Consider the following 19731-nt stretch of genomic DNA (forward strand, 5'->3'; position numbering starts at 1 on the left):
TGTTTCAAAGCTTGGGTTGGGTATCGTCCTCAAAACTTTAAAAGTCGCTGCATTGGGCATTTTAATGTCTTTCTGTTTTGTCTTGCGCCGCCTGATACGCTTTTTGCAGCGGGGCGATTTGAGCCAACCGCGCCCGGTCGATTTCTTCGGCGATAAGGTGCGCTTTTCCCTGTGTGCGGCATTCGGCGGCGATTTTGCCCGAATCCACTTGGTTGGCGGCTTCAAGTAGGGCGAGCCAGTGCGCGCGTTGCGGGTAGGGAGCGTTTTCGCGGTTCAGACGACCTTGTTTGTCGGCAATGCAGACGTTCAGGGCGGCGGCGAAGCGTTCGGGTCGTCTGAAAGCATCGGTTTTTTTCAGGACGCTTAAGATGGTTTTGTTTTTGAATTGCTCGACCTGGTGGAACATGATGTGCCATCGGCAGACAAGTTCGGCAAGCTCGGAACAATGTTTCGGCGCGCGCAGCCGCTGATTGACTTCGCGTACGGGCTCGACGCCATTAAGGTCGTGTCCGTGGTGTTTGGGCAGGATTTCGGGCGGGGTTTTGGCTTTGCCCAAATCGTGCAGCAGGGCAGCGTAGCGTTCGGGCAGGCTCAGACCTATATCGGCGGCGCGTTGCAGCGTCATCAGGGTATGGATGCCGCTGTCGATTTCGGGATGGTAGTCGGCGCGTTGCGGTACGCCGAAAAGGGCGTCGACTTCGGGCAGCAAGACTTTGAGCGCGCCGCATTCGCGCAACACTTCAATCATCTTTCGGGGATTTTTTTCCATCAAACCTTTCGCCAACTCCTGCCAGACGCGTTCGGCAACTAAAGCGTCCGCTTCGCCGTTTTCCACCATCTGCCGCATCAGTTTCATGGTTTCTTCGGCGATTTCAAACCCGTAGCGCGCGGCGAAGCGGGCGGTACGCAGGATGCGGACGGGGTCTTCGGCAAAAGCGGGCGAGACGTGGCGCAAAATGCCCGCCGCCAAATCCTGTTGCCCGCCGAAGGGGTCGATGATGAGGTCGTCTGAATCCTGCGCCATCGCGTTGATGGTCAGGTCGCGGCGCATCAAATCCTGCTCCAGCGTAACGTCTTTGTCGGCGTGAAAACTGAATCCGGCATAGCCCTTGGCAGTTTTGCGTTCGGTGCGGGCGAGGGCGTATTCTTCGTGGGTTTCGGGGTGGAGGAACACGGGAAAATCTTTGCCGACCGGCTGGAAGCCTTGCGCCAGCATGGTTTGTGCGTCAGCGCCGACGACCACCCAGTCTCGGTCTTTGACGGGCAAACCCAAAAGATAATCGCGGACGGCGCCGCCGACGAGGTAGGTTTTGATGGTGTGTGTTTTCTGAGTCATTGAATTGGTCTTGGGTAACAATCAGAATGTATAGTGGATTAACTTTAAACCAGTACGGCGTTGCCTCGCCTTAGCTCAAAGAGAACGATTCTCTAAGGTGCTGAAGCACCAAGTGAATCGGTTCCGTACTATCTGTACTGTCTGCGGCTTCGTCGCCTTGTCCTGATTTAAATTTAATCCACTATATTGAAGCTTGGTCAGATGGGCATCCTGTCTGCCATCATGTGAATAAAGGTCGTCTGAAAAACGGTTTGGCGAAATCCGCTGTTTATGGTAGCGAAACGCGTTGCACTCGTTTTCAGACGACCTTGTGGCAAAACGTAAGGTTTATTTTGCCGCTTTGTTGCTGTCGATAATCTTCAGTCCGGCTGAAACCAGGCTGCCGATGTCGGCGACGTTGGCAGGCATAATCAGCGTGTTGCTTTCTTTTGCCAGATTGCTGAAGGCGGCGACATATTGCTCGGCAACTTTCAGGTTGACGGCTTCTGAGCCGCCCTCTGAGCGGACTGCCTCGGCGATTTTGCGGATGGCGTCGGCGTTGGCTTCGGCAACCAGACGCAGGGCTTCGGCTTCACCTTGTGCGCGGTTGATGCGGGCGATTTTTTCACCGTTTGACGCGTTGATGGCGGCTTGCGCTTCACCTTCGGACTGTTGGATTTCCGCTTCGCGCTGACCGCTGGCAAGGTTGATTTGCTCGATTTTGCGGCCTTCGGATTCGGCGATGCGGGCGCGTTTTTCACGTTCGGCGGTAATTTGCGCCTGCATAGAACGCAGGATTTCTTGCGGCGGAACCAAGTCTTTGATTTCGTAACGCAATACTTTCACGCCCCATGCGCCTGCCGCTTCATCGAGCGCGGAAACGACGATGCTGTTGATTTCGTCGCGTTCTTCAAACGTTTTGTCCAACTCCATGCGGCCGATAACCGAACGCAGCGTGGTTTGGGCAAGTTGGGTAATCGCCATGATATAGTTGCTGGAGCCGTAAGAAGCGAGTTTCGGATCGGTTACTTGGAAGTAGATGATGCCGTCAACGGTAAGCTGGGTGTTGTCGCGGGTGATGCAGACTTGGCTGGGAACGTCCAAAGGCACTTCTTTGAGCGAGTGGCGATAGGCGACGCGGTCAACGAAAGGAATCAGGATGTTCAGACCGGCGGTCAGCGCGTTGTGAAATCTGCCGAGGCGTTCAACGACGTAAACTTCCTGCTGTGGCACGACGATAAAGGCTTTGAAGCCGAAAATTACAACGACAAGCAACAGGATGACGGGGAAACTGTATAAAAATTCCATTGTTTTTTCCTTATGCGGTGAGAGCAAAAATTAATATTAATAGGTGAATATTTTCAGGAAGGGTAATTAATTCGCCTATGATGCTCCTTTCGATTTTATCAATCAATTAAAACGAATGAGTAAAACATTACCGTTTTTACCGGTAATCATGGCGGTAGAGGTCGTCTGAACGGCATCGGCATTTTCAGCCTGTGCCTGCCAGTACGTTCCCCGATACGAAACTTCATAGCAATCGCCGTGAAGGCGGCGGAGGATTTGAACGGTCTGTCCGATGTCCAAATCATCGTTCAATTCTTGGCGGGGCGCAGTTTTTTTGAATTTACTGTGTACCACCCAGATACCGACGGCGGATAAAACGGCTGCCGCAGCGACGGCAATCGAAGTATTACCGGTCAGCCAATACACCAATCCCGCGCCGAACAAAGCCGCGCTGACAACCAAGAGATATACAGTACCGACAAACAGCTCGACAATCAGGACGGCGGCGGCAACGATAAACCAAGTAGTCATATAGATTCCTTAAGATTCGGGTGGGACAGACTCAATCATAACGGTACAAAGGCTGACTGACAATTCAATCATGACAATATTTTATTTGATACGTCCGGAGGAAATGGAAGGTCGGCAGAAAAGGCGTCATCTCCATTTTGCTGCGTTATAATCATTTTTCACGATCATGAAGGCATCAATATGCAAACTTGGCACGAAGCAATCGGCTCGGAAAAGTCCGAATCCTATTTCCAACACATCATCGAAACCGTCAAGAAAGAGCGCGGCATGGGGAGGATTATCTATCCGCCTGCCGAAGACGTGTTCAACGCCTTTAAAGCAACCGAATTCGGTAACGTCAAAGTCGTGATTTTGGGGCAAGACCCGTATCACGGTGCAGGACAGGCGCACGGGCTGGCGTTTTCCGTCCGCGAAGGCGTCGCCGTCCCTCCCTCGTTGGCCAATATTTACAAAGAGCTGGCGGACGACATCGAAGGCTTCCGTATCCCGCAACACGGCTATCTGCAATATTGGGCGGAGCAGGGCGTTTTACTGCTCAATACCGTACTGACCGTCCGCGCGGGACAGGCGCATTCCCATGCCACATTGGGTTGGGAACGCTTTACCGACGAAGTGGTCAACCAAATCAACCAAAACCGTGAACACGTCGTCTTCATGCTTTGGGGCAGCCACGCGCAGAAAAAAGGCGCGTTTATCGACCGCAGCCGCCATCTCGTCCTCAGCGCGCCGCACCCCTCGCCGCTGTCTGCCTATCGCGGTTTTTTCGGCTGCAAACACTTTTCCCGCGCCAATGCCTATTTGCAGGAAAAAGGCATAACGCCGATAGACTGGCAGGTATAAAAACAGGTCGTCTGAAAACGGCGGCCCGGCAAACCGGACAATCCACCAGCCGTCTGAACAAGCCTTCCTTTTTCAGACGACCCCTTCCCCAACCCCACAGGAGAACACTATGCAGGTAACGACTTCAGCCATTGTCAACGGCGAATTTGAAGACAAATACGGCAAGCGCGGCAGTCAGTTTAGTCCGAACAATATGCCGACTTATTCCATTCCCTTTGAAATCAGCGGCGCGCCCGAAGGCACGAAATCCTTCGCCGTCGTTTTGGAAGACAAAGACGCCATTACCGCCAGCGGATTCGTGTGGACACACTGGCTGATTGCCGACCTCAAGCGTACCTCCGTCGCCGAAAACGAAAGCCTGACCGCCACCGACTACACGCAAGGCGCAAACAGCTGGGCGAGCCTGTTGGGCAAGTTGGACATCGAAGAGGCCACAGGCTACGGCGGCATGTATCCGCCCAACTGCCGCCACCGCTACGAACTCATCGTTTACGCACTCGACACCTTATTAAACCTGCCGCGCGGCTTCCGCTTCAACGACCTGCATTTCGCCATGCAGGGACATATCTTGGACAGCGCAAGCGTAATGGGAACATATGATGTATAAAGCCTAAGCCGCTTGTTTGAAAAAAGGTCGTCTGAAAATTTTCAGACGACCTTTTGTTATCAGTGATGACCGCAACCGCCGCCATGACTTTCGCGCAATGCTTCGGCAGCCTGCTCGTCGGCGTGGTAGCTTGAGCGGACCATGGCGCCGATGGCGGCGTTGGTGAAGCCCAGTTCGTATGCTTCTTTTTCAAAGACTTTGAACTGGTCGGGCGTGACGTAGCGCAAGACGGGCAGGTGTCCGTCTGAAGGCTGGAGGTACTGGCCGATGGTAATCATCTCGATATTGTGCGCCCGCATATCGCGCATGATTTCGCGCACGTCTTCGTCTGTTTCGCCCAAGCCGACCATGATGCCGGATTTGGTCGGGATGTGCGGCATCATTTCTTTATAGCGGCGCAGCAGGTCGAGGGAATGCTGATAGTTGGCACCCGGACGGGCTTTTTTGTACAGGCTCGGATGGGTTTCCAAGTTGTGGTTCATCACGTCGGGCGGGGTTTCGGCAAGGATTTTCAGCGCGATGTCCAAGCGGCCGCGGAAGTCGGGAACGAGGATTTCGATTTTGGTGTTCGGACTGGTTTCGCGGATGGCTTTGATGCAGTCGGCGAAATGCTGTGCGCCGCCGTCGCGCAGGTCGTCGCGGTCAACGGAAGTGATGACGACGTAACGCAGGTTCATGGCTTTGACGGATTCTGCGAGGTGTTTCGGTTCGTCGGGGTCAAGCATATTCGGGCGGCCGTGTCCCACGTCGCAGAACGGGCAACGTCGGGTACAAATGTCGCCCATAATCATGAAGGTCGCTGTGCCTTTGCTGAAACATTCGCCGATATTCGGGCAGGAGGCTTCTTCGCAAACGGTGTGCATTTTTTGTTCGCGCAAAATGTCTTTGATTTCAAAGAATTTGCGTGAAGGCAGCTTGGCGCGTATCCATTCGGGCTTTTTCAGTTTTTCCTGAAGGGGGACGACTTTGATGGGGATGCGGGCGGTTTTGTCCGCGCCTTTGAGTTTGACGCCGCGTTTGGGATCGTCAACTTTGATTTCGCTCATTAATTGTTCGCTTTCGGTGTGAGTTGTGTCTCGAGGTGTGCGGTCAGTTTTTGTGCAACCTCGTCCAAGGTGGGACAGGGTTGGACAAAATCCGCGATTTGTGTCATTTCCATGCCGGCATAGCCGCAGGGATTGATGTGGGTAAACGGGCTTAAGTCCATGTTTACGTTTAATGCCAGACCGTGATAGACGGAACCGTCTTTGATGCGCAAGCCGAGTGAGGCGATTTTGCGCTCACCGACATAAACGCCGGGGCGTTTCGGGTCTGCCGCCGCTTCGATTCCGTATTCCGCCAACGTGGCGATGATGCTGTTTTCAAGCGCGGAAACGATGTTGCGGACGCTGGTTTTGCGGCGTTTGAAGTTGATCATGGTGTAGATGACCAACTGACCGGGGCCGTGATAAGTGATTTGCCCGCCCCGGTCGATTTGGACAACGGGTATGTCGTCGCGGCTCAGGAGGTGTTCGGGTTTGCCCGCTAGACCTTGTGTGAAGACGGGCGGATGCTCGACCACCCATAATTCGTCTTCGGTATGTTCGTCGCGGGCTGCGTTGAACGCTTTCATGGCTTCGAAAGTCGGTTGGTACTCGACCATGCCTTTCTGCACGATTTTCATATCAGTACACCACTTTCACCATTTCGTGATCGGTCAGGGCGCGGTAGATTTTGTCCAGTTGTTCTTTGCTTTCGACGTTTACTTTGACGGTTGCGCCGGTATAGTTGCCCTTGCTGCTCTGGCGGGTGGTGATGTGGTGGGGTTCGGTATCGGGCGCGTGCTGGCGGACGGTTTCCAAGATATTTTTTTCAAATTCGGGATGCGCGTTGCCCATGACTTTGATGGGGAATTGGCAGGGGAATTCGATGAGTGAGGTTTGGTCGGTCATGGCTGACTCCTGATGTGCTGTATGCCGAGAGGTCGTCTGAAAAGTTCCAGCCTTTCAGACGACCTCGAACGGCGTGTATTTTATCGCAAAAAGTTGCCGATAAAAATAGAAGCGTACATCGGCTTTTTCAAGTCTTGAAATACGCTTTTCCATCCCAATTTAAGGCACATTCCGAATTTATTACCAAGTAGAGAACAATATGCCGACAAAAGAAAAACATTTTGAGGAATACAGCGCACTGGCAACCCTGCCTTTACGCGATGTCGTCGTTTATCCGCATATGGTGCTGCCGCTGTTTGTAGGCCGCCCGAAATCCATTGCGGCATTGGAAGCGGCAATGGCGAATGACGATCCGGTGTTTTTGCTGGCGCAAATCGACCCGAACACCGAAGATCCGACGGCGTCCGATTTGCACCGTACAGGTACGGTCGCGCAGGTTTTGCAGGTGTTGAAGCTGCCTGACGGCACGGTAAAAGTGTTGGTCGAAGGTATCCGGCGCGGCAGAGTGTTGACCATTGAAGAGAGTGGCGGACTGTTCCTGTCACATGTTGAAGCTGTCAACGAGTATGCGGATGCGGACAATCCCGATATTGAAGCCATTCGCCGCACGCTGCTTACCCAGTTTGACCAATACGCCAAGTTGAATAAAAAAATCCCTGCCGAAATCATCAATACCATCAATGGTATCGATGATAACAGCCGTTTGGTGGACACGATTGCGGCGCATTTGCAGTTGAAACTGGAGCAGCGCCAACAGATTTTGGAAACTTTCGGCATTATTGGCCGTATGGAGTTTCTGCTTGCCCAGTTGGAATCTGAACTGGACATCATGCAGGTCGAAAAACGCATCCGCGGCCGTGTCAAACGCCAGATGGAAAAATCCCAGCGCGAGTATTATCTGAACGAGCAAGTGAAAGCGATTCAGAAAGAATTGGGCGAAGAAGACGAACGCGGCGAACTGGATGCGTTGGAAGCAAAAATCAAAGAAGCGGGCATGACCAAAGAAGCCGAAGAGAAATGTCTGTCTGAACTGAAAAAACTCAAAATGATGCCGCCTATGTCTGCGGAATCCACCGTGGTACGCAACTACATCGATACTTTGCTTGAGCTGCCGTGGAAGAAAAAATCCCGTGTCAGCAAAGACATCGCCAAAGCCGATTTGGTGTTGAACGCCGACCACTATGGCTTGGAAAAAGTCAAAGAACGGATTTTGGAATACCTCGCCGTCCAAAAACGTATGGACAAACTCAAAGGTCCGATTCTGTGTTTGGTCGGTCCTCCGGGGGTGGGTAAAACCTCTTTGGGCGAATCCATTGCCAAAGCAACAGGCCGCCAATACGTCCGCATGGCTTTGGGCGGCGTGCGCGACGAAAGCGAAATCCGCGGCCACCGCCGTACCTATTAATCGGCTCTATGCCCGGCAAAATCCTGCAAAACATGGCTAAGGCAGGCGTGAAGAATCCGCTGTTCCTGCTCGACGAAATCGACAAATTGGGCAGCGACTTCCGAGGCGATCCCGCCAGCGCGTTGCTTGAGGTGCTCGATCCTGAGCAAAACAACAAGTTTGCTGATCATTATGCGGAAGTGGATTACGACTTGAGCGATGTGATGTTTATCGCCACATCTAATAGCTTGAACATTCCGACCCCGTTGCTCGACCGCATGGAAATCATCCGTTTGTCCGGCTATACCGAAGACGAGAAAATCAATATCGCCATGCAGTATCTCGTGCCGAAGCAAATGAAGCGCAATGGCGTGAAAGAAGGCGAATTGGTAGTCGAAGAAAGCGCGGTACGCGATATCATCCGTTATTACACCCGTGAAGCCGGTGTGCGTTCGCTTGATCGCGAGATTGCCAAAATCTGCCGTAAGGTGGTGATGCAGATTACCTTGAACGAAGATAAGAAGAGGTCGTCTGAAACCAAGAAAACCAGCAAAGCCAAGCCTAAAGCGATTAAAGTCAATGAGAAAAACCTGCATGACTACTTGGGTGTGCGCCGCTTCGATTACGGCGTTGCCGAAAGTGAAAACCGCATCGGACAGGTTACCGGTTTGGCGTGGACGGAAGTCGGCGGCGAATTGCTGACTGTCGAAGCCGTGGCGTTGCCGGGCAAGGGTGTGATCCAGTGTACCGGCCAGTTGGGCGACGTGATGAAGGAATCTGTGTCTGCGGCATGGTCCGTTGTCCGTTCCCGTGCAGAATCAGTGGGTTTGGCTCCTGATTTTTACGAGAAAAAAGACATCCATGTTCACGTTCCCGAAGGCGCAACGCCGAAAGACGGTCCGAGTGCAGGTATCGCCATGACCTTGGCGATGGTGTCTGCCTTCACCAAAATTCCGGTGCGCGCCGATGTGGCGATGACAGGCGAAATCACCCTGCGCGGCGAAGTCTTGCCAATCGGCGGTTTGAAGGAAAAACTGTTGGCTGCCTTGCGCGGCGGCATCAAACACGTCCTGATTCCGAAAGACAACGTCAAAGACTTGGAAGAAATCCCTGAAAACGTGAAAACCGGCCTGACCATCCATCCGGTCAAATGGATAGACGAAGTCCTCGCTTTGGGATTGGAAAGCCAGCCGACACCTTGGGTTGCGCCTTTAAGTACCGAAGAGGCACAGGTTGAAACCGCCAAGCCTAAGTCAAGGGCGAAAGCGACCAAACACTGATTTTGTAAAAAATGTGTTGCAAAAGATGCGGGTTTGCCTTGAAAGCCTGTAAAATAGGGCAATTCCGCATTTTTTGCTTGACACGGTATTTTCAGAATTGCTATAAAGCGCAAAGGTACTCAAAAGTACGAAGCCCCGAGTATTCGGGCATTTCATTATTTTCAACGATAGGAAGGGACTGATTGTGAATAAGTCTGAATTGATCGAAGCAATTGCTCAAGAAGCCGGCATTTCTAAAGCTGCCGCCCAAAAAGCTCTGGATGCCACTACCAATGCTGTAACCAACGCTCTGAAAAAAGGCGACACCGTAACTCTGGTCGGTTTCGGTACTTTCTACGTTGGTGAACGCGCAGAACGTCAAGGCCGCAACCCTAAAACCGGCGAGCCTCTGACCATCGCTGCTGCTAAAACTCCTAAATTCCGTGCCGGTAAAGCATTGAAAGATGCCCTGTAAGCATAGATAGGCATTAAGCCTGATAAAAATCGACTCTGATATAGGAGTCGATTTTTATTTTGTGCTGTTTTTGTACATTTAACATAGAAATAAATCTAGAAATAAATCGAATAAAATTTGTGAGCAATGCTGCCTTGTGCCGTTATGTTCATGGTTTTGAGATGTTCGGAAGAATTTTGCCGTCATGAATTAGGCGGAAAGCGAGACATTTCCAGAAATGTCTTTTGTTTGTTATACTTTCGGCGTTTAACTTTTGCAATTGTTTATAAGGAGCGCAAAATGGCAGATTTTAATAAAATCTTGACGCCGGGTGATGTCGATAGCGGCATTATTAATGTTGTGAATGAAATTCCTGCGGGCAGCAATCATAAAATCGAATGGAACCGCAAATTAGCGGCTTTCCAACTCGACCGTGTTGAACCTGCAATTTTTTCCAAACCTACAAACTACGGTTTTATCCCTCAGACTTTAGACGAAGATGGCGATGAATTGGATGTATTGCTGGTGACAGAGCAGCCATTGGCTACCGGCATTTTTCTGGAAGCGCGCGTCATTGGCGTGATGAAATTTGTTGATGACGGCGAGGTTGACGATAAAATCGTTTGTGTTCCTGCCGATGACCGCAACAATGGCAATGCGTACAAAACATTATCTGATTTGCCGCAACAATTAATCAAGCAAATCGAATTCCATTTCAACCACTACAAAGACTTGAAAAAAGCAGGTACGACCAAAGTCGAATCCTGGGGTGATGTTGAAGAAGCGAAACAAGTCATTAAAGAATCGATTGAGCGTTGGAATAAACAAGCTTAATTGAGATCAACAAGCAAAAGGTCGTCTGAAAATATTTTCAGACGACCTTTTTGTTTTTTATGACTATGGCGCGAGCTTGGCGTTTGCCTGTTTGGCAGGGGAATTTTTTGGTATGATTGCCCCTTATATTTTCTATTGATAGGTTTGCACTATGTCTGTCTATACAAGTGTTTCTGATGAGGAAATGCGGGCGTTTTTGACCCAATACGATTTGGGCGGCTTTGTATCGTTGCAGGGAATTGCGCAGGGGATTACAAACAGCAATTATTTTTTGACCACCACGACGGGGCGTTACGTTTTAACGGTATTCGAGGTATTGAAGCAAGAGGAGTTGCCGTTTTTTCTGGAATTGAGCCGGCATCTGAGTAGCAATGGCGTGGCTTGTCCTGCTCCGATTGTACGCAAGGATGGTAAGCTGGATTCTGTCTTGGTAGGCAAACCTGCCTGTCTGGTTACTTGCCTGAATGGTTCGGATACCGGCTGGGCAACGGAAATGCAATGCTTCAATACAGGGGCCATGTTGGCAAAAATGCATATTGCCGGACAGAGTTTCCCGCAAAAAATGGCTAATCCGCGTTACGACCGTTGGTGGCATGATGCTTGCAGTCAGCTTTTGCCGGTATTGAGCGAAGATGACGCGGCTTTACTGCAAAAGGAGATTGCTGATTTAGATGGTAATCTGGGTAATCATCTGCCTTCAGGCATTATCCATGCCGATTTGTTTAAGGATAATGTTTTATTGGATGGGGAGAAGGTGGCGGGCTTTATCGATTTTTACTATGCCTGCAACGGAAATTTTATGTATGACCTGGCCATTGCCGTCAATGACTGGGCAAGAACAGCGGAGAATAAGCTGGATAGTTCCTTACAAGACGCTTTTATCAGGGGGTACGAAAGCATCAGACCTTTGTCTGATGAAGAACGCGAATATTTCCCGATTGCCCAAAGAGCGGGCTGTATCCGGTTCTGGGTGTCGCGTCTTTTAGACTTTCACTTTCCGCAAACCGGTGAAATGACGTTTATTAAAGATCCCAATGCTTTTAGAGATTTGTTGCTGAGTTTGAATTGATGCATATGCAGGTAGTGAATTAATACTTGGTATTTGAAATGTAATGTATAGTGGATTAACTTTAAACCGGTACGGCGTTGCCTCGCCTTAGCTCAAAGAGAACGATTCTCTAAGGTGCTGAAGCACCAAGTGAATCGGTTCCGTACTATCTGTACTGTCTGCGGCTTCGTCGCCTTGTCCTGATTTAAATTTAATCCACTATATATTTGGTCTTAAAATTGCACCCGAAGCTGGATGGGATGTCCGACTTTTAGGGTGCAGTTTTATTTTTCAGACGACCTTTTCAGTCTTTCTTCTTCAAGCGATGGCTGACGGTATTGAAAAAGCCGCGCAGGATGTCGATGTCTTCGGTTTGCGTGTTGGCGCGGCCGAACAGGCTTTGCATACGGCGCATCAGGCGTTCGCTGTTGCGGCGGTTGAAGAAGCCGATATCGTCCATGACGCTTTCCATGTGGGCGACCATGCCTTTGATTTGCTCGTGGGTGGCGGCGTGGTCTTCCTGTTGCAGGTGGGTCATGGGCATATCGGTCTGACTGAAGATTTCGTAACACACGACCTGAACGGCTTGGGCGAGGTTGAGCGAGAAATAGTCGGGATTGCCGTTGATGGTCATCAGGCGGTTGCATGCCTGTACTTCTTCGATGCTTAAGCCGAAGGTTTCGTTGCCGAAGACGAGGGCAACTTGTTCTCCGCGTTGTGCCGCCTGCAATAATTCGGGAACCAGTTCGCGCGGGGTTTGCAGCGGCGCGGTGATTTCGCGGCGGCGGCTGGTAAGGGCGCAGGCGAGCGTGGTGTCGGCGAGGGCTTCGTCGAGCGTGGCAGCAATCACGGCGTTGTGCAATACGTCTGCCGCGCCGGAAGCGAGAATGAAACTTTCCTCCGGCAGTTGGAAATCTTGCGGGTTTTCGGGGTTGAAAACGGGCGGTTGCCCGGTCATCGGCGTGGACATCAAATTCGGGGCGACGATGGTGAGTTTGTGCAGCCCCATGGTTTTCATGGCGCGGGCGGCGGAGCCGATATTGGCGGGATGGCTGGTGCGGGTGAGGATGATGCGGATGTTGCCGAGATAGTCGGGCAATTCGGGCTTGGCTGAAGTCATGTTTTGTTTTCGGTTTGTTCGGGAATCGGGTATAATGCGCCATCTTTTTGTTTTCAGACGACCTTTCGCCTTTGGGCTTGAGAGGTCGTCTGAAATGTTCTTTAACAACGTCGGAAACGTACAAACGTTGCGTCCGGTGCAGATGCGCCGGACGGTATTTTACCTGATTTAGAAAGAAAACCCATGAATCCGTTTTTAAATACCGCTTTCAAAGCCGCCCGTAAAGCCGGGCAGATGATGATCCGCGCAAGCGGCAATCTGGATGCCGTCAAAGTTGACAGCAAGGCATTTAACGATTTCGTTTCCGACGTTGACCGCAATTCTGAAATGATTTTGGTGGAAGCGCTTAAAGAAGCCTATCCGCATCACAAAATCACTTGCGAAGAAGGCGGTTCTCACGGTAAAGCCTCCGCGGAATACGAATGGATTATCGATCCGCTCGACGGCACGACCAACTTCTTACACGGCCATCCCCAATATGCGATTTCTATGGCACTGCTGCACAAAGGCGTGTTGCAGGAAGCTTTGGTGTACGCACCTGAACGCAACGATGTTTACATGGCTTCGCGCGGCAAAGGCGCGTTGCTCAACGACCGCCGTATCCGCGTTTCTTCCCGCATTGAGTTGAACCGCTGCTTGATCGGTACCGGCTTCCCTGTTGTCGATCAAAGCATGATGGACAAGTATCTGGCTATTTTGAAAGACTTTTTGGCAAAAACGGCCGGAGGCCGCAGAGAAGGCGCGGCTTCGTTGGATTTGTGCGCCGTGGCGGCCGGCCGTTTGGACGGTTTCTTCGAGTTCAACCTCAAACCTTGGGATATTGCCGCAGGCGCGCTGATTGTGCAGGAAGCCGGCGGTATCGTTACCGATATGTCCGGCAATGAAGGCTGGCTGGAAAGCGGCGATATTGTGGCAGCCAATCCGAAAGTGCTGGCGCAAATGTTGCAAATCATTGGCGGACATCTGTAAACAGGAGGTCGTTTTCAGACGACCTTTTGCTCGTTTTTAATACGGTGTCGTGATTTAGCAATAGTAGGAATATCATCTGTGTTACTTTCAGGAGCAGATAACTACCTTTTATCGCAATCTGAAAACAGGGATTCCGATTAATGATAATATGCTCAAAGAATTGATTTGCAACAGGCCACCCCTCTGCCAATCTGATAAATGACGAACCGTATTGTTGTGAATAATATGAAGAAAAAATCTTTTTTGAATCGTCCCAAGACATCCGTTTTCCGCACCGGGCAAATTGCTGCCGCGGTGTGCGCGGCAGTATGCGCGGCAACGGCGCAGGCTTATCCTTTGCAGGCTATTTTAAGGGATGCCATGGTGTCCGACCCGATTGTGAAGGAAGCGAAAGCAACCGAAGATTCGGCCAAAAGTACGACGAAGGCTACCCGTGCGCGCCATTATCCCGTGTTGACGCTGACAGGTACCAAAGTTTTGGCGCAGAAAAACAAATATTCCAGCAACGATATGAATGACGGTGTCGGCATACGCGGAACTTTGAATGTATATTCATGGGGCGCCATCAATGCGGCGGTACGGCGCGATAAAAACAGAGAGCAATACTACCATCATCGTTATTTCGAAAATCAGGAACGTCTGGGCAGCGACATCGGCAAACTCTATTTGACCGCATTGCGCGCGAAAGAAATCCTGCGCATCAACCGTCAGAGCTTAGTCCGACACAATAATCTTCTGAAGGATTTGAACATTATCGTGAAATACGACAGCGGTCGCCGTTCCGAACTCATTGAGGCGCGTGCGCGCCTGTTGCAGGTCGAATCATCCATCGCGCAACAACAACGCACGATGGAATTGGCGTTGAGCCGTTTGTCCCGCTACACCGGACGGCAGTTGACGGCAGAGGATTTGGAAGATCCGTTTGCCAACGACAGCGCGGAATCATTGGTCCGCCGTTTCAAAACAGCCGATAACAATACCAATCCTTCCTATCGGGCGCAGGTGGCAGAACGCGACAGCGTGAAGGCAGATTTGGACGTTTCCAAAGCAGAGCGCCTGCCCGCCGTGAATCTGGAAGGTAATGCGAACCGCGACAACAGACAGCTTTATTTAAATGTGGCATGGAATGTCTTAGACGTTGCCGCGCGCCATAATGTGCAGAAAAATGCCGATGCCCTGATTGCCGCCGAATCGAAATCCGAGCAGATTATGCGCGACATCACCGAAAAAACCCAAACTGCCGAAATCGACATGCGCGAGAGCGAACGCCGTGCTGATATTGCCGCGCAACATATTGCCGCTCAAAAAGACGTGGTTAAAACTTACGAGCTGCAATTCAAAATCGCCCGCCGCACGCTGACCGACGTTTTGGGCGCATACAACGAATTGTCCAGCATTGAGCAGGAAAACATTTCGGCGCGCAACGACTTCCGCGATGCCGCGTTGGATTATCTGGCTGCGCAGGCGCAAATGGCGAATTGGGCAGGCTTGAAGCAATAACATAAAATCTTAACATCATTACTCATTACGCGAATTATCATGAAAGCAATTATTGAACATATTGTGTTGGTTACCCGTCTCTTAGGGGCGCCTGTGTCAGAAGCCGCGCTGACGGCAGAGGTGGTGCGGGATAAAAAACTCAATGTCAACTATCATTCCCTCGTCGAAGTCTTGCGCAGCCACGGCTTTGAAAACACATTGTCCAAGCGCAATCTGGAAGACATTCCATCGCTTGCCGTTCCTGTGATGATCATTCTTCACAACGAAGAGGCTGCCGTTATTACTAATATCGAAGGTTCGGGTCGAAACAGAAAATATCATATCCGTCAGGTAGATGGCTTGGAGCAGCAGCTTGATCATGACCAGCTTTCCGGTCTGTATCTGGGTTACTGCTGGTTTATCAAGCCCAAAATGGCAGCGGACACGCGTTCCGAACTGCCTGAATACCACCTTCCCAAAGCATGGTTTTGGAAAGTCATTTGGCGTTTCCGCAGCTATTACTATCAAGTGATTTTGGCGACTGTCATCATCAACTTCCTCGCCTTGGTCAGCTCGTTGTATGTCATGAACGTGTACGACCGCGTCATTCCCAACCAAGCCTATGAAACCCTGTGGGTTTTGAGTATCGGCGTTGTCCTCGCCATTTTGTTTGAATTTGCCGCCAAGATGATACGCGGCCATTTGACCGACATCGCCGGTAAAAAGGCCGACCTGATTATCAGCTCTGCCTTGTTCCGCCGCGTGATGGCATTGCGTCTCGCTGACCGTCCCGCTTCGTCCGGTTCATACGCCAACAACCTGCGCGAATTTGAATCCGTACGCGAATTCATGACCAGCGCGAGCCTGTTGACTTTGGTGGACTTGCCGTTCCTGTTGCTGTTTATCTTTGTTATTTCGATAGTCGGCGGCAAACTGGCATTGGTTCCTTTGGCGATTATTCCGATTGTCGTCATTGTCGGCTTCATCGTCCAGCGCCCCTTGTCGCGCCACATTAACGAATCCATGAAAGAAAGCTCGCAACGTTCAGGCCTTGCCGTAGAAGCCATTGAAGGCATCGAAACCCTGAAAACCAACAACGCGACTTCATGGGCGCAACAACGTTGGGACGAATACACCGCTAAAACCTCCGCTTCATCCATTAAAGTTAAAGATACCAGCAACTTCATGGTCAACTTCGCCGTTGCCATGCAGCAGCTCAATACTGTCTTTTTGGTCGTTGTCGGTACCTATCTGATTCATGCCGACAACCATGCGGAACGGATTACCATGGGTGCGCTGATTGCCTCCGTTATTCTGTCCGGCCGCGCGTTAGCGCCGTTGGCTCAAGTTGCCGGCCTTGCTACCCGCTTCCAACAGGCGAAGCTGGCGTTAAGAGGCGTGAACGACATTGTTTCCCGTCCGATCGAACGCAGCCCCGAACGCAAATACATTACTTTGGACAACGTTCAAGGCAATATCGCTTTTGAAAACGTAACGTTCAAATACAAAAACGAAAGCAACAACGCAGTTGACGAGTTGCGCATCAACATCCGACCCGGTGAAAAAGTCGGTATCCTCGGACGTATCGGCAGCGGTAAAAGTACCATGCTGAAGCTGGCGAGCGGTCTGTACGACACCGAAAAAGGCAACGTAACCCTCGACGGCGTCGATATGCGCCAACTTGATCCGAATTTCCTGCGGAACCAAGTCCTTCTGTTTAGCCAATCTCCACGCCTTTTCTTGGGAACATTGCGCGAAAACATGGATTTGGCGCGTACCGACAGCTATTCGACCGACCAAGACCTACTGACCGCACTCAAACGTTTCGGTCTGGACCAAATCATCCGCAACCACCCGAGAGGCTTGGATATGCCTTTGGGTGAAGACGGCTTGGGTCTGTCCGGCGGTCAAAAACAAATCATCGCCCTCGCACGCATGACGTTGCGCGACCCCAAAGTCGTTCTTTTGGACGAGCCGACAACCAGCCTCGACCAAGGTACTGAACGCATGGCATTGAACGCGATCGCCCACTGGGGACGCAACCGCACCATGCTTTTGGTGACCCACCGTCCGCAAGTGCTGCAAATCGTTAACCGCATCATCGTAATGGAAAACGGCAAAGTCGTTATGGACGGCCCGCGCGATTTAGTCTTGCAAAAACTGATGCAAAACGAGCAAAACAAAGTCAAAGCAGCACAACAAGCGCAGGAAAACCAACGTCCTGGCGAAGCGGCGCAAGCATGACAAAAAGGGAAAAGGTCGTCTGAAAACACAAGCAGAAAGCGTTTCAGACGACCTCTTTGAAAACAACAAACAGATACCGAAGATTCATCATTATGAGCGAAAACAACGTTAAATCCAAAGACCTGCATCTCATTAACGATTTGAATGCAGCCTTGCAAAAAGAAAAACACAGCGGCCAATTTTGGGTCATCATCCTGTTTTTCCTGCTGCTCGTCGTCTTTGTCGTATGGGCATACAACAGCACCGTCGAAGAAGTAACCCGCGGCAACGGCAACGTCATCCCCAGCAGCCGCGAACAAGTCATCCAAAGTCTGGACGCCGGCGTCATTACCCAAATGATGGTTAAGGAAGGCGATTTGGTCGAAAAAGACCAAATCCTGCTGAAGCTCGACGATACGCGCAGCCTTGCCGTATTGCGCGAGAGCGAGGCCAAAGTCCAAAACCTCGAGGCCACTATCGCCCGCCTGAAAGCCGAAGCTTACGGCGGCAAACTCACGTTCCCCAACAGCGTCAGCCCCGAACTCCGCCGCCGCGAAACCGCCGCATATAACGCCCGCCGCCAAGCCATGACCGATGCCGTACAAAGTCTGGTACAAAGCAAAGCGGCACTTGATCGCGAAATCGCCATTACTGCACCTATGGTGGCACAAGGTGTCATGTCCGAAGTCGAGCTCCTCAAAATGCGCCGCGAATCCAGCGATCTGACCCTGCAAATTGCCGAACGCCGCAACCGTTACAGGACAGATGCCAACAACGAACTTGTGCAATCCGAATCCGAGCTGGCGCAATCCAAAGAAAACATGGCAATGCGCGCCGACCCGGTTGACCGCTCCCAAATCCGCTCCCCCATGCGCGGCATCGTCAAAAACATCAAAATCAATACCATCGGCGGCGTAGTCAACCCGGGCGAAGAAATCATGCAAATCGTCCCCGTTGATGACAAACTCCTTGTCGAAGCCTATATCCGTCCGCAAGACATCGCCTTCGTCCGCGCAGGACAGCCCGCACTGGTCAAAGTCAGCGCATATGACTACTCCATCTATGGCGGATTGGAAGGCAAAGTTACCCTTGTCGGCGCAGATACCGTCAGCAACTCCATGCAAAGCCGCGCCAATGACTTGAAACTCGACCCCAACCAAGTTTACTACCGAGTCATTGTCCAAACTGAGAACAACGCCCTGAAAGACAAAAACGGTAAAGACATGCCGATTATTCCGGGTATGGTTGCCACAGTGGATATTAAAACCGGCGAAAAAACCATCTTCCAATACCTGATCAAACCGATTACCCGTATGAAACAGGCATTGAGCGAGCGTTAATTTTCCGAATCAAACTTGCTTAACAGTCAAAAGGTCGTCTGAAAAACCGGGCTGCGTCCAAATCTTGGACGTTCATAAACCCCTATTTAGGCGCTCTATATAAGCTGGATTCTGTATACGACAGGATCCAGCTTTTTTCACTTTCAAACTGTAACGCTCCCAGATGCAGTAATCCAGATAATCATATTCGTCCACCGTCAATTCTCCTGAACGGTAGGAGTATTTCGTTTAATACCGCAAAGAAGCCCTTCATCTGCGTATTGTTCCACCAGTTTGCCTTGCGAGACTGTATAAATAATGGGATGCGGTTTGTTATTTGAAGCGTAAATTTGGTCATAAAAACTGCACCCGTATGTTTGGATGGAATATCCAACTTTTGGGTGCAGTTTGGTTTTTTCAGACGACCTTTATCCGTTTTAGCGACGGAATTTGCCGTGGTCGAAATCATCAAATGCTTCATAAGCCGCTTGGCATTGGATGCGTTGTTCTTTATACGGCAGTTGGCGGAAGGCTTTCCGGGCTTTGACGTTTTCTTTCAGCTCGGCTTTGTTGCCTTTGGATTTATACCATGCAGCGCGACGGTCAAGATATTTTTTGCAGACAGGATGCAGTTTGCTTTGTTTGGCTTGGGTTTGAGTGTGGTGGGGCTTATGGTGTTTGTGGGCGGCTGCATCGGCAGGTTGGGTTGCAAAACCCAGTATCAGTGCTGCAGACAGGGCGGGAATAAGGCTTTTCCTCAATAACATGGCGGACTCCTGTTTATTTAAAGGGTGCATTTCATTATATTCATGGCTTTTGTAAAAAGGAAATTTGGCGGGATGGGTCGTCTGAAAAAGCAAGCGGGGTATTTAAAGCATTTTGACGAAACCCATCTTCCATTACATATTATCAAACAGAGAAAATAATAAACTACATAAATTATAGTCAATTAAAATTAAAATAGGACAGTAGCGCATCGTCAAATCGGGCGTAATCAGACAATACGGTTCGCAGATACCGCTTAATATTCGCCCACACCTTCTCAATCGGGTTGAGCTCAGGTGAATAAGGTGCAAGAGGCAATACCTTATGTCCCCATTTTTCCGCCATTTTCCGTAAGACACCCATACG

General features: G+C 50.8%; 18 protein-coding genes and 1 pseudogene. 10 read left to right on the forward strand and 9 right to left on the reverse strand.

Annotation, left to right across the window (positions count from 1 at the left end; genetic code table 11):
- Positions 1–61: 61 nt before the first annotated feature.
- The 3 genes from HMPREF1051_RS09720 to HMPREF1051_RS09730 all read right to left on the reverse strand — a co-directional run bounded on the left by HMPREF1051_RS09720 (position 62) and on the right by HMPREF1051_RS09730 (position 3133).
- Positions 62–1315, reverse strand: a complete 1254-nt coding sequence (locus HMPREF1051_RS09720) for a multifunctional CCA addition/repair protein (protein ID WP_036492866.1) — start codon at positions 1313–1315, stop codon at positions 62–64.
- A 348-nt stretch (positions 1316–1663) separates the two neighbouring features.
- Complete coding sequence (locus tag HMPREF1051_RS09725; RefSeq protein WP_003767900.1) at positions 1664–2623, reverse strand: SPFH domain-containing protein; 960 nt, start codon at positions 2621–2623, stop codon at positions 1664–1666.
- Positions 2624–2725: 102 nt separating this feature from the next.
- Positions 2726–3133, reverse strand: a complete 408-nt coding sequence (locus tag HMPREF1051_RS09730) for an NfeD family protein (protein ID WP_003767964.1) — start codon at positions 3131–3133, stop codon at positions 2726–2728.
- Between the two features lie 180 nt (positions 3134–3313).
- Between HMPREF1051_RS09730 and ung the strand changes: the two genes are divergently transcribed.
- Complete coding sequence (ung, locus tag HMPREF1051_RS09735) at positions 3314–3973, forward strand: uracil-DNA glycosylase (RefSeq protein WP_003767966.1); 660 nt, start codon at positions 3314–3316, stop codon at positions 3971–3973.
- A gap of 109 nt (positions 3974–4082) precedes the next feature.
- Entirely contained in the window at positions 4083–4580 is a 498-nt protein-coding gene (locus HMPREF1051_RS09740; protein ID WP_003767969.1) for a YbhB/YbcL family Raf kinase inhibitor-like protein, read from the forward strand.
- Positions 4581–4639: 59 nt separating this feature from the next.
- Here the strand turns inward: HMPREF1051_RS09740 and lipA are convergent, their stop codons facing one another.
- The 3 genes from lipA to HMPREF1051_RS09755 are packed head-to-tail and all read right to left on the reverse strand — an operon-like array spanning position 4640 to position 6511.
- On the reverse strand, positions 4640–5626 hold the full coding sequence (gene lipA, locus HMPREF1051_RS09745) for a lipoyl synthase (RefSeq protein ID WP_003767956.1): 987 nt from the start codon (positions 5624–5626) through the stop codon (positions 4640–4642).
- Positions 5626–6243 carry a lipoyl(octanoyl) transferase LipB gene (lipB, locus tag HMPREF1051_RS09750; RefSeq protein WP_003767980.1) on the reverse strand — a complete coding sequence of 206 codons (618 nt, stop codon included), beginning with the start codon at positions 6241–6243 and terminating at the stop codon, positions 5626–5628. Before lipB ends, lipA begins: the two co-directional genes overlap by 1 nt.
- A gap of 1 nt (position 6244) precedes the next feature.
- Positions 6245–6511: a YbeD family protein gene (locus HMPREF1051_RS09755; RefSeq protein ID WP_003756826.1), complete on the reverse strand. Its 267-nt coding sequence runs from the start codon at positions 6509–6511 to the stop codon at positions 6245–6247.
- A gap of 199 nt (positions 6512–6710) precedes the next feature.
- Here HMPREF1051_RS09755 and lon point away from each other — a divergent pair.
- The 4 genes and pseudogenes from lon to thrB all read left to right on the forward strand — a co-directional run bounded on the left by lon (position 6711) and on the right by thrB (position 11511).
- Positions 6711–9175, forward strand: a pseudogene (gene lon / locus HMPREF1051_RS09760) (endopeptidase La).
- 184 nt (positions 9176–9359) lie between these two features.
- On the forward strand, positions 9360–9629 hold the full coding sequence (locus HMPREF1051_RS09765) for an HU family DNA-binding protein (protein WP_003677477.1): 270 nt from the start codon (positions 9360–9362) through the stop codon (positions 9627–9629).
- Positions 9630–9908: 279 nt separating this feature from the next.
- Complete coding sequence (locus HMPREF1051_RS09770; RefSeq protein WP_003767967.1) at positions 9909–10442, forward strand: inorganic diphosphatase; 534 nt, start codon at positions 9909–9911, stop codon at positions 10440–10442.
- Positions 10443–10593: 151 nt separating this feature from the next.
- On the forward strand, positions 10594–11511 hold the full coding sequence (gene thrB / locus HMPREF1051_RS09775; protein WP_003756832.1) for a homoserine kinase: 918 nt from the start codon (positions 10594–10596) through the stop codon (positions 11509–11511).
- Between the two features lie 283 nt (positions 11512–11794).
- On the opposite strand, the gene HMPREF1051_RS09780 is transcribed toward thrB, so the two are convergent.
- On the reverse strand, positions 11795–12610 hold the full coding sequence (locus HMPREF1051_RS09780; RefSeq protein WP_036492859.1) for an RNA methyltransferase: 816 nt from the start codon (positions 12608–12610) through the stop codon (positions 11795–11797).
- A 183-nt stretch (positions 12611–12793) separates the two neighbouring features.
- Between HMPREF1051_RS09780 and HMPREF1051_RS09785 the strand changes: the two genes are divergently transcribed.
- The 4 genes from HMPREF1051_RS09785 (at position 12794) to HMPREF1051_RS09800 (ending at position 18621) form a co-directional block, all read left to right on the forward strand.
- On the forward strand, positions 12794–13579 hold the full coding sequence (locus HMPREF1051_RS09785; RefSeq protein ID WP_003767904.1) for an inositol monophosphatase family protein: 786 nt from the start codon (positions 12794–12796) through the stop codon (positions 13577–13579).
- Positions 13580–13777: 198 nt separating this feature from the next.
- Positions 13778–15079, forward strand: coding sequence for a TolC family protein (locus tag HMPREF1051_RS09790; protein WP_050901444.1), 1302 nt, complete (start codon positions 13778–13780; stop codon positions 15077–15079).
- Between the two features lie 39 nt (positions 15080–15118).
- Complete coding sequence (locus tag HMPREF1051_RS09795; protein WP_003767962.1) at positions 15119–17302, forward strand: type I secretion system permease/ATPase; 2184 nt, start codon at positions 15119–15121, stop codon at positions 17300–17302.
- Between the two features lie 92 nt (positions 17303–17394).
- Entirely contained in the window at positions 17395–18621 is a 1227-nt protein-coding gene (locus HMPREF1051_RS09800) for an HlyD family type I secretion periplasmic adaptor subunit (protein ID WP_003756845.1), read from the forward strand.
- Between the two features lie 416 nt (positions 18622–19037).
- Here the strand turns inward: HMPREF1051_RS09800 and HMPREF1051_RS09805 are convergent, their stop codons facing one another.
- Both HMPREF1051_RS09805 and HMPREF1051_RS09810 read right to left on the reverse strand, forming a co-directional pair.
- On the reverse strand, positions 19038–19367 hold the full coding sequence (locus tag HMPREF1051_RS09805; protein ID WP_003767933.1) for a hypothetical protein: 330 nt from the start codon (positions 19365–19367) through the stop codon (positions 19038–19040).
- A gap of 178 nt (positions 19368–19545) precedes the next feature.
- Positions 19546–19731, reverse strand: a 186-nt coding sequence (locus tag HMPREF1051_RS09810; RefSeq protein WP_196794306.1) for a transposase, incomplete at its 5' end; no start/stop codon positions are given.

The organism is Neisseria sicca VK64 (assembly GCF_000260655.1).
Lineage (GTDB): Bacteria > Pseudomonadota > Gammaproteobacteria > Burkholderiales > Neisseriaceae > Neisseria > Neisseria sicca_B.

Bases quoted from the DNA above. Each gene is read 5' to 3' on its own strand.
- ung (WP_003767966.1), top strand. From the start codon at position 3,314: ATGCAAACTTGGCACGAAGCAATCGGCTCGGAAAAGTCCGAATCCTAT.
- HMPREF1051_RS09725 (WP_003767900.1), bottom strand. From the start codon at position 2,623: ATGGAATTTTTATACAGTTTCCCCGTCATCCTGTTGCTTGTCGTTGTA.
- HMPREF1051_RS09780 (WP_036492859.1), bottom strand. From the start codon at position 12,610: ATGACTTCAGCCAAGCCCGAATTGCCCGACTATCTCGGCAACATCCGC.
- HMPREF1051_RS09790 (WP_050901444.1), top strand. From the start codon at position 13,778: ATGACGAACCGTATTGTTGTGAATAATATGAAGAAAAAATCTTTTTTG.
- HMPREF1051_RS09785 (WP_003767904.1), top strand. From the start codon at position 12,794: ATGAATCCGTTTTTAAATACCGCTTTCAAAGCCGCCCGTAAAGCCGGG.
- HMPREF1051_RS09770 (WP_003767967.1), top strand. From the start codon at position 9,909: ATGGCAGATTTTAATAAAATCTTGACGCCGGGTGATGTCGATAGCGGC.
- HMPREF1051_RS09755 (WP_003756826.1), bottom strand. From the start codon at position 6,511: ATGACCGACCAAACCTCACTCATCGAATTCCCCTGCCAATTCCCCATC.
- lipB (WP_003767980.1), bottom strand. From the start codon at position 6,243: ATGAAAATCGTGCAGAAAGGCATGGTCGAGTACCAACCGACTTTCGAA.
- HMPREF1051_RS09795 (WP_003767962.1), top strand. From the start codon at position 15,119: ATGAAAGCAATTATTGAACATATTGTGTTGGTTACCCGTCTCTTAGGG.
- HMPREF1051_RS09805 (WP_003767933.1), bottom strand. From the start codon at position 19,367: ATGTTATTGAGGAAAAGCCTTATTCCCGCCCTGTCTGCAGCACTGATA.
- HMPREF1051_RS09730 (WP_003767964.1), bottom strand. From the start codon at position 3,133: ATGACTACTTGGTTTATCGTTGCCGCCGCCGTCCTGATTGTCGAGCTG.
- lipA (WP_003767956.1), bottom strand. From the start codon at position 5,626: ATGAGCGAAATCAAAGTTGACGATCCCAAACGCGGCGTCAAACTCAAA.
- thrB (WP_003756832.1), top strand. From the start codon at position 10,594: ATGTCTGTCTATACAAGTGTTTCTGATGAGGAAATGCGGGCGTTTTTG.
- HMPREF1051_RS09800 (WP_003756845.1), top strand. From the start codon at position 17,395: ATGAGCGAAAACAACGTTAAATCCAAAGACCTGCATCTCATTAACGAT.
- HMPREF1051_RS09740 (WP_003767969.1), top strand. From the start codon at position 4,083: ATGCAGGTAACGACTTCAGCCATTGTCAACGGCGAATTTGAAGACAAA.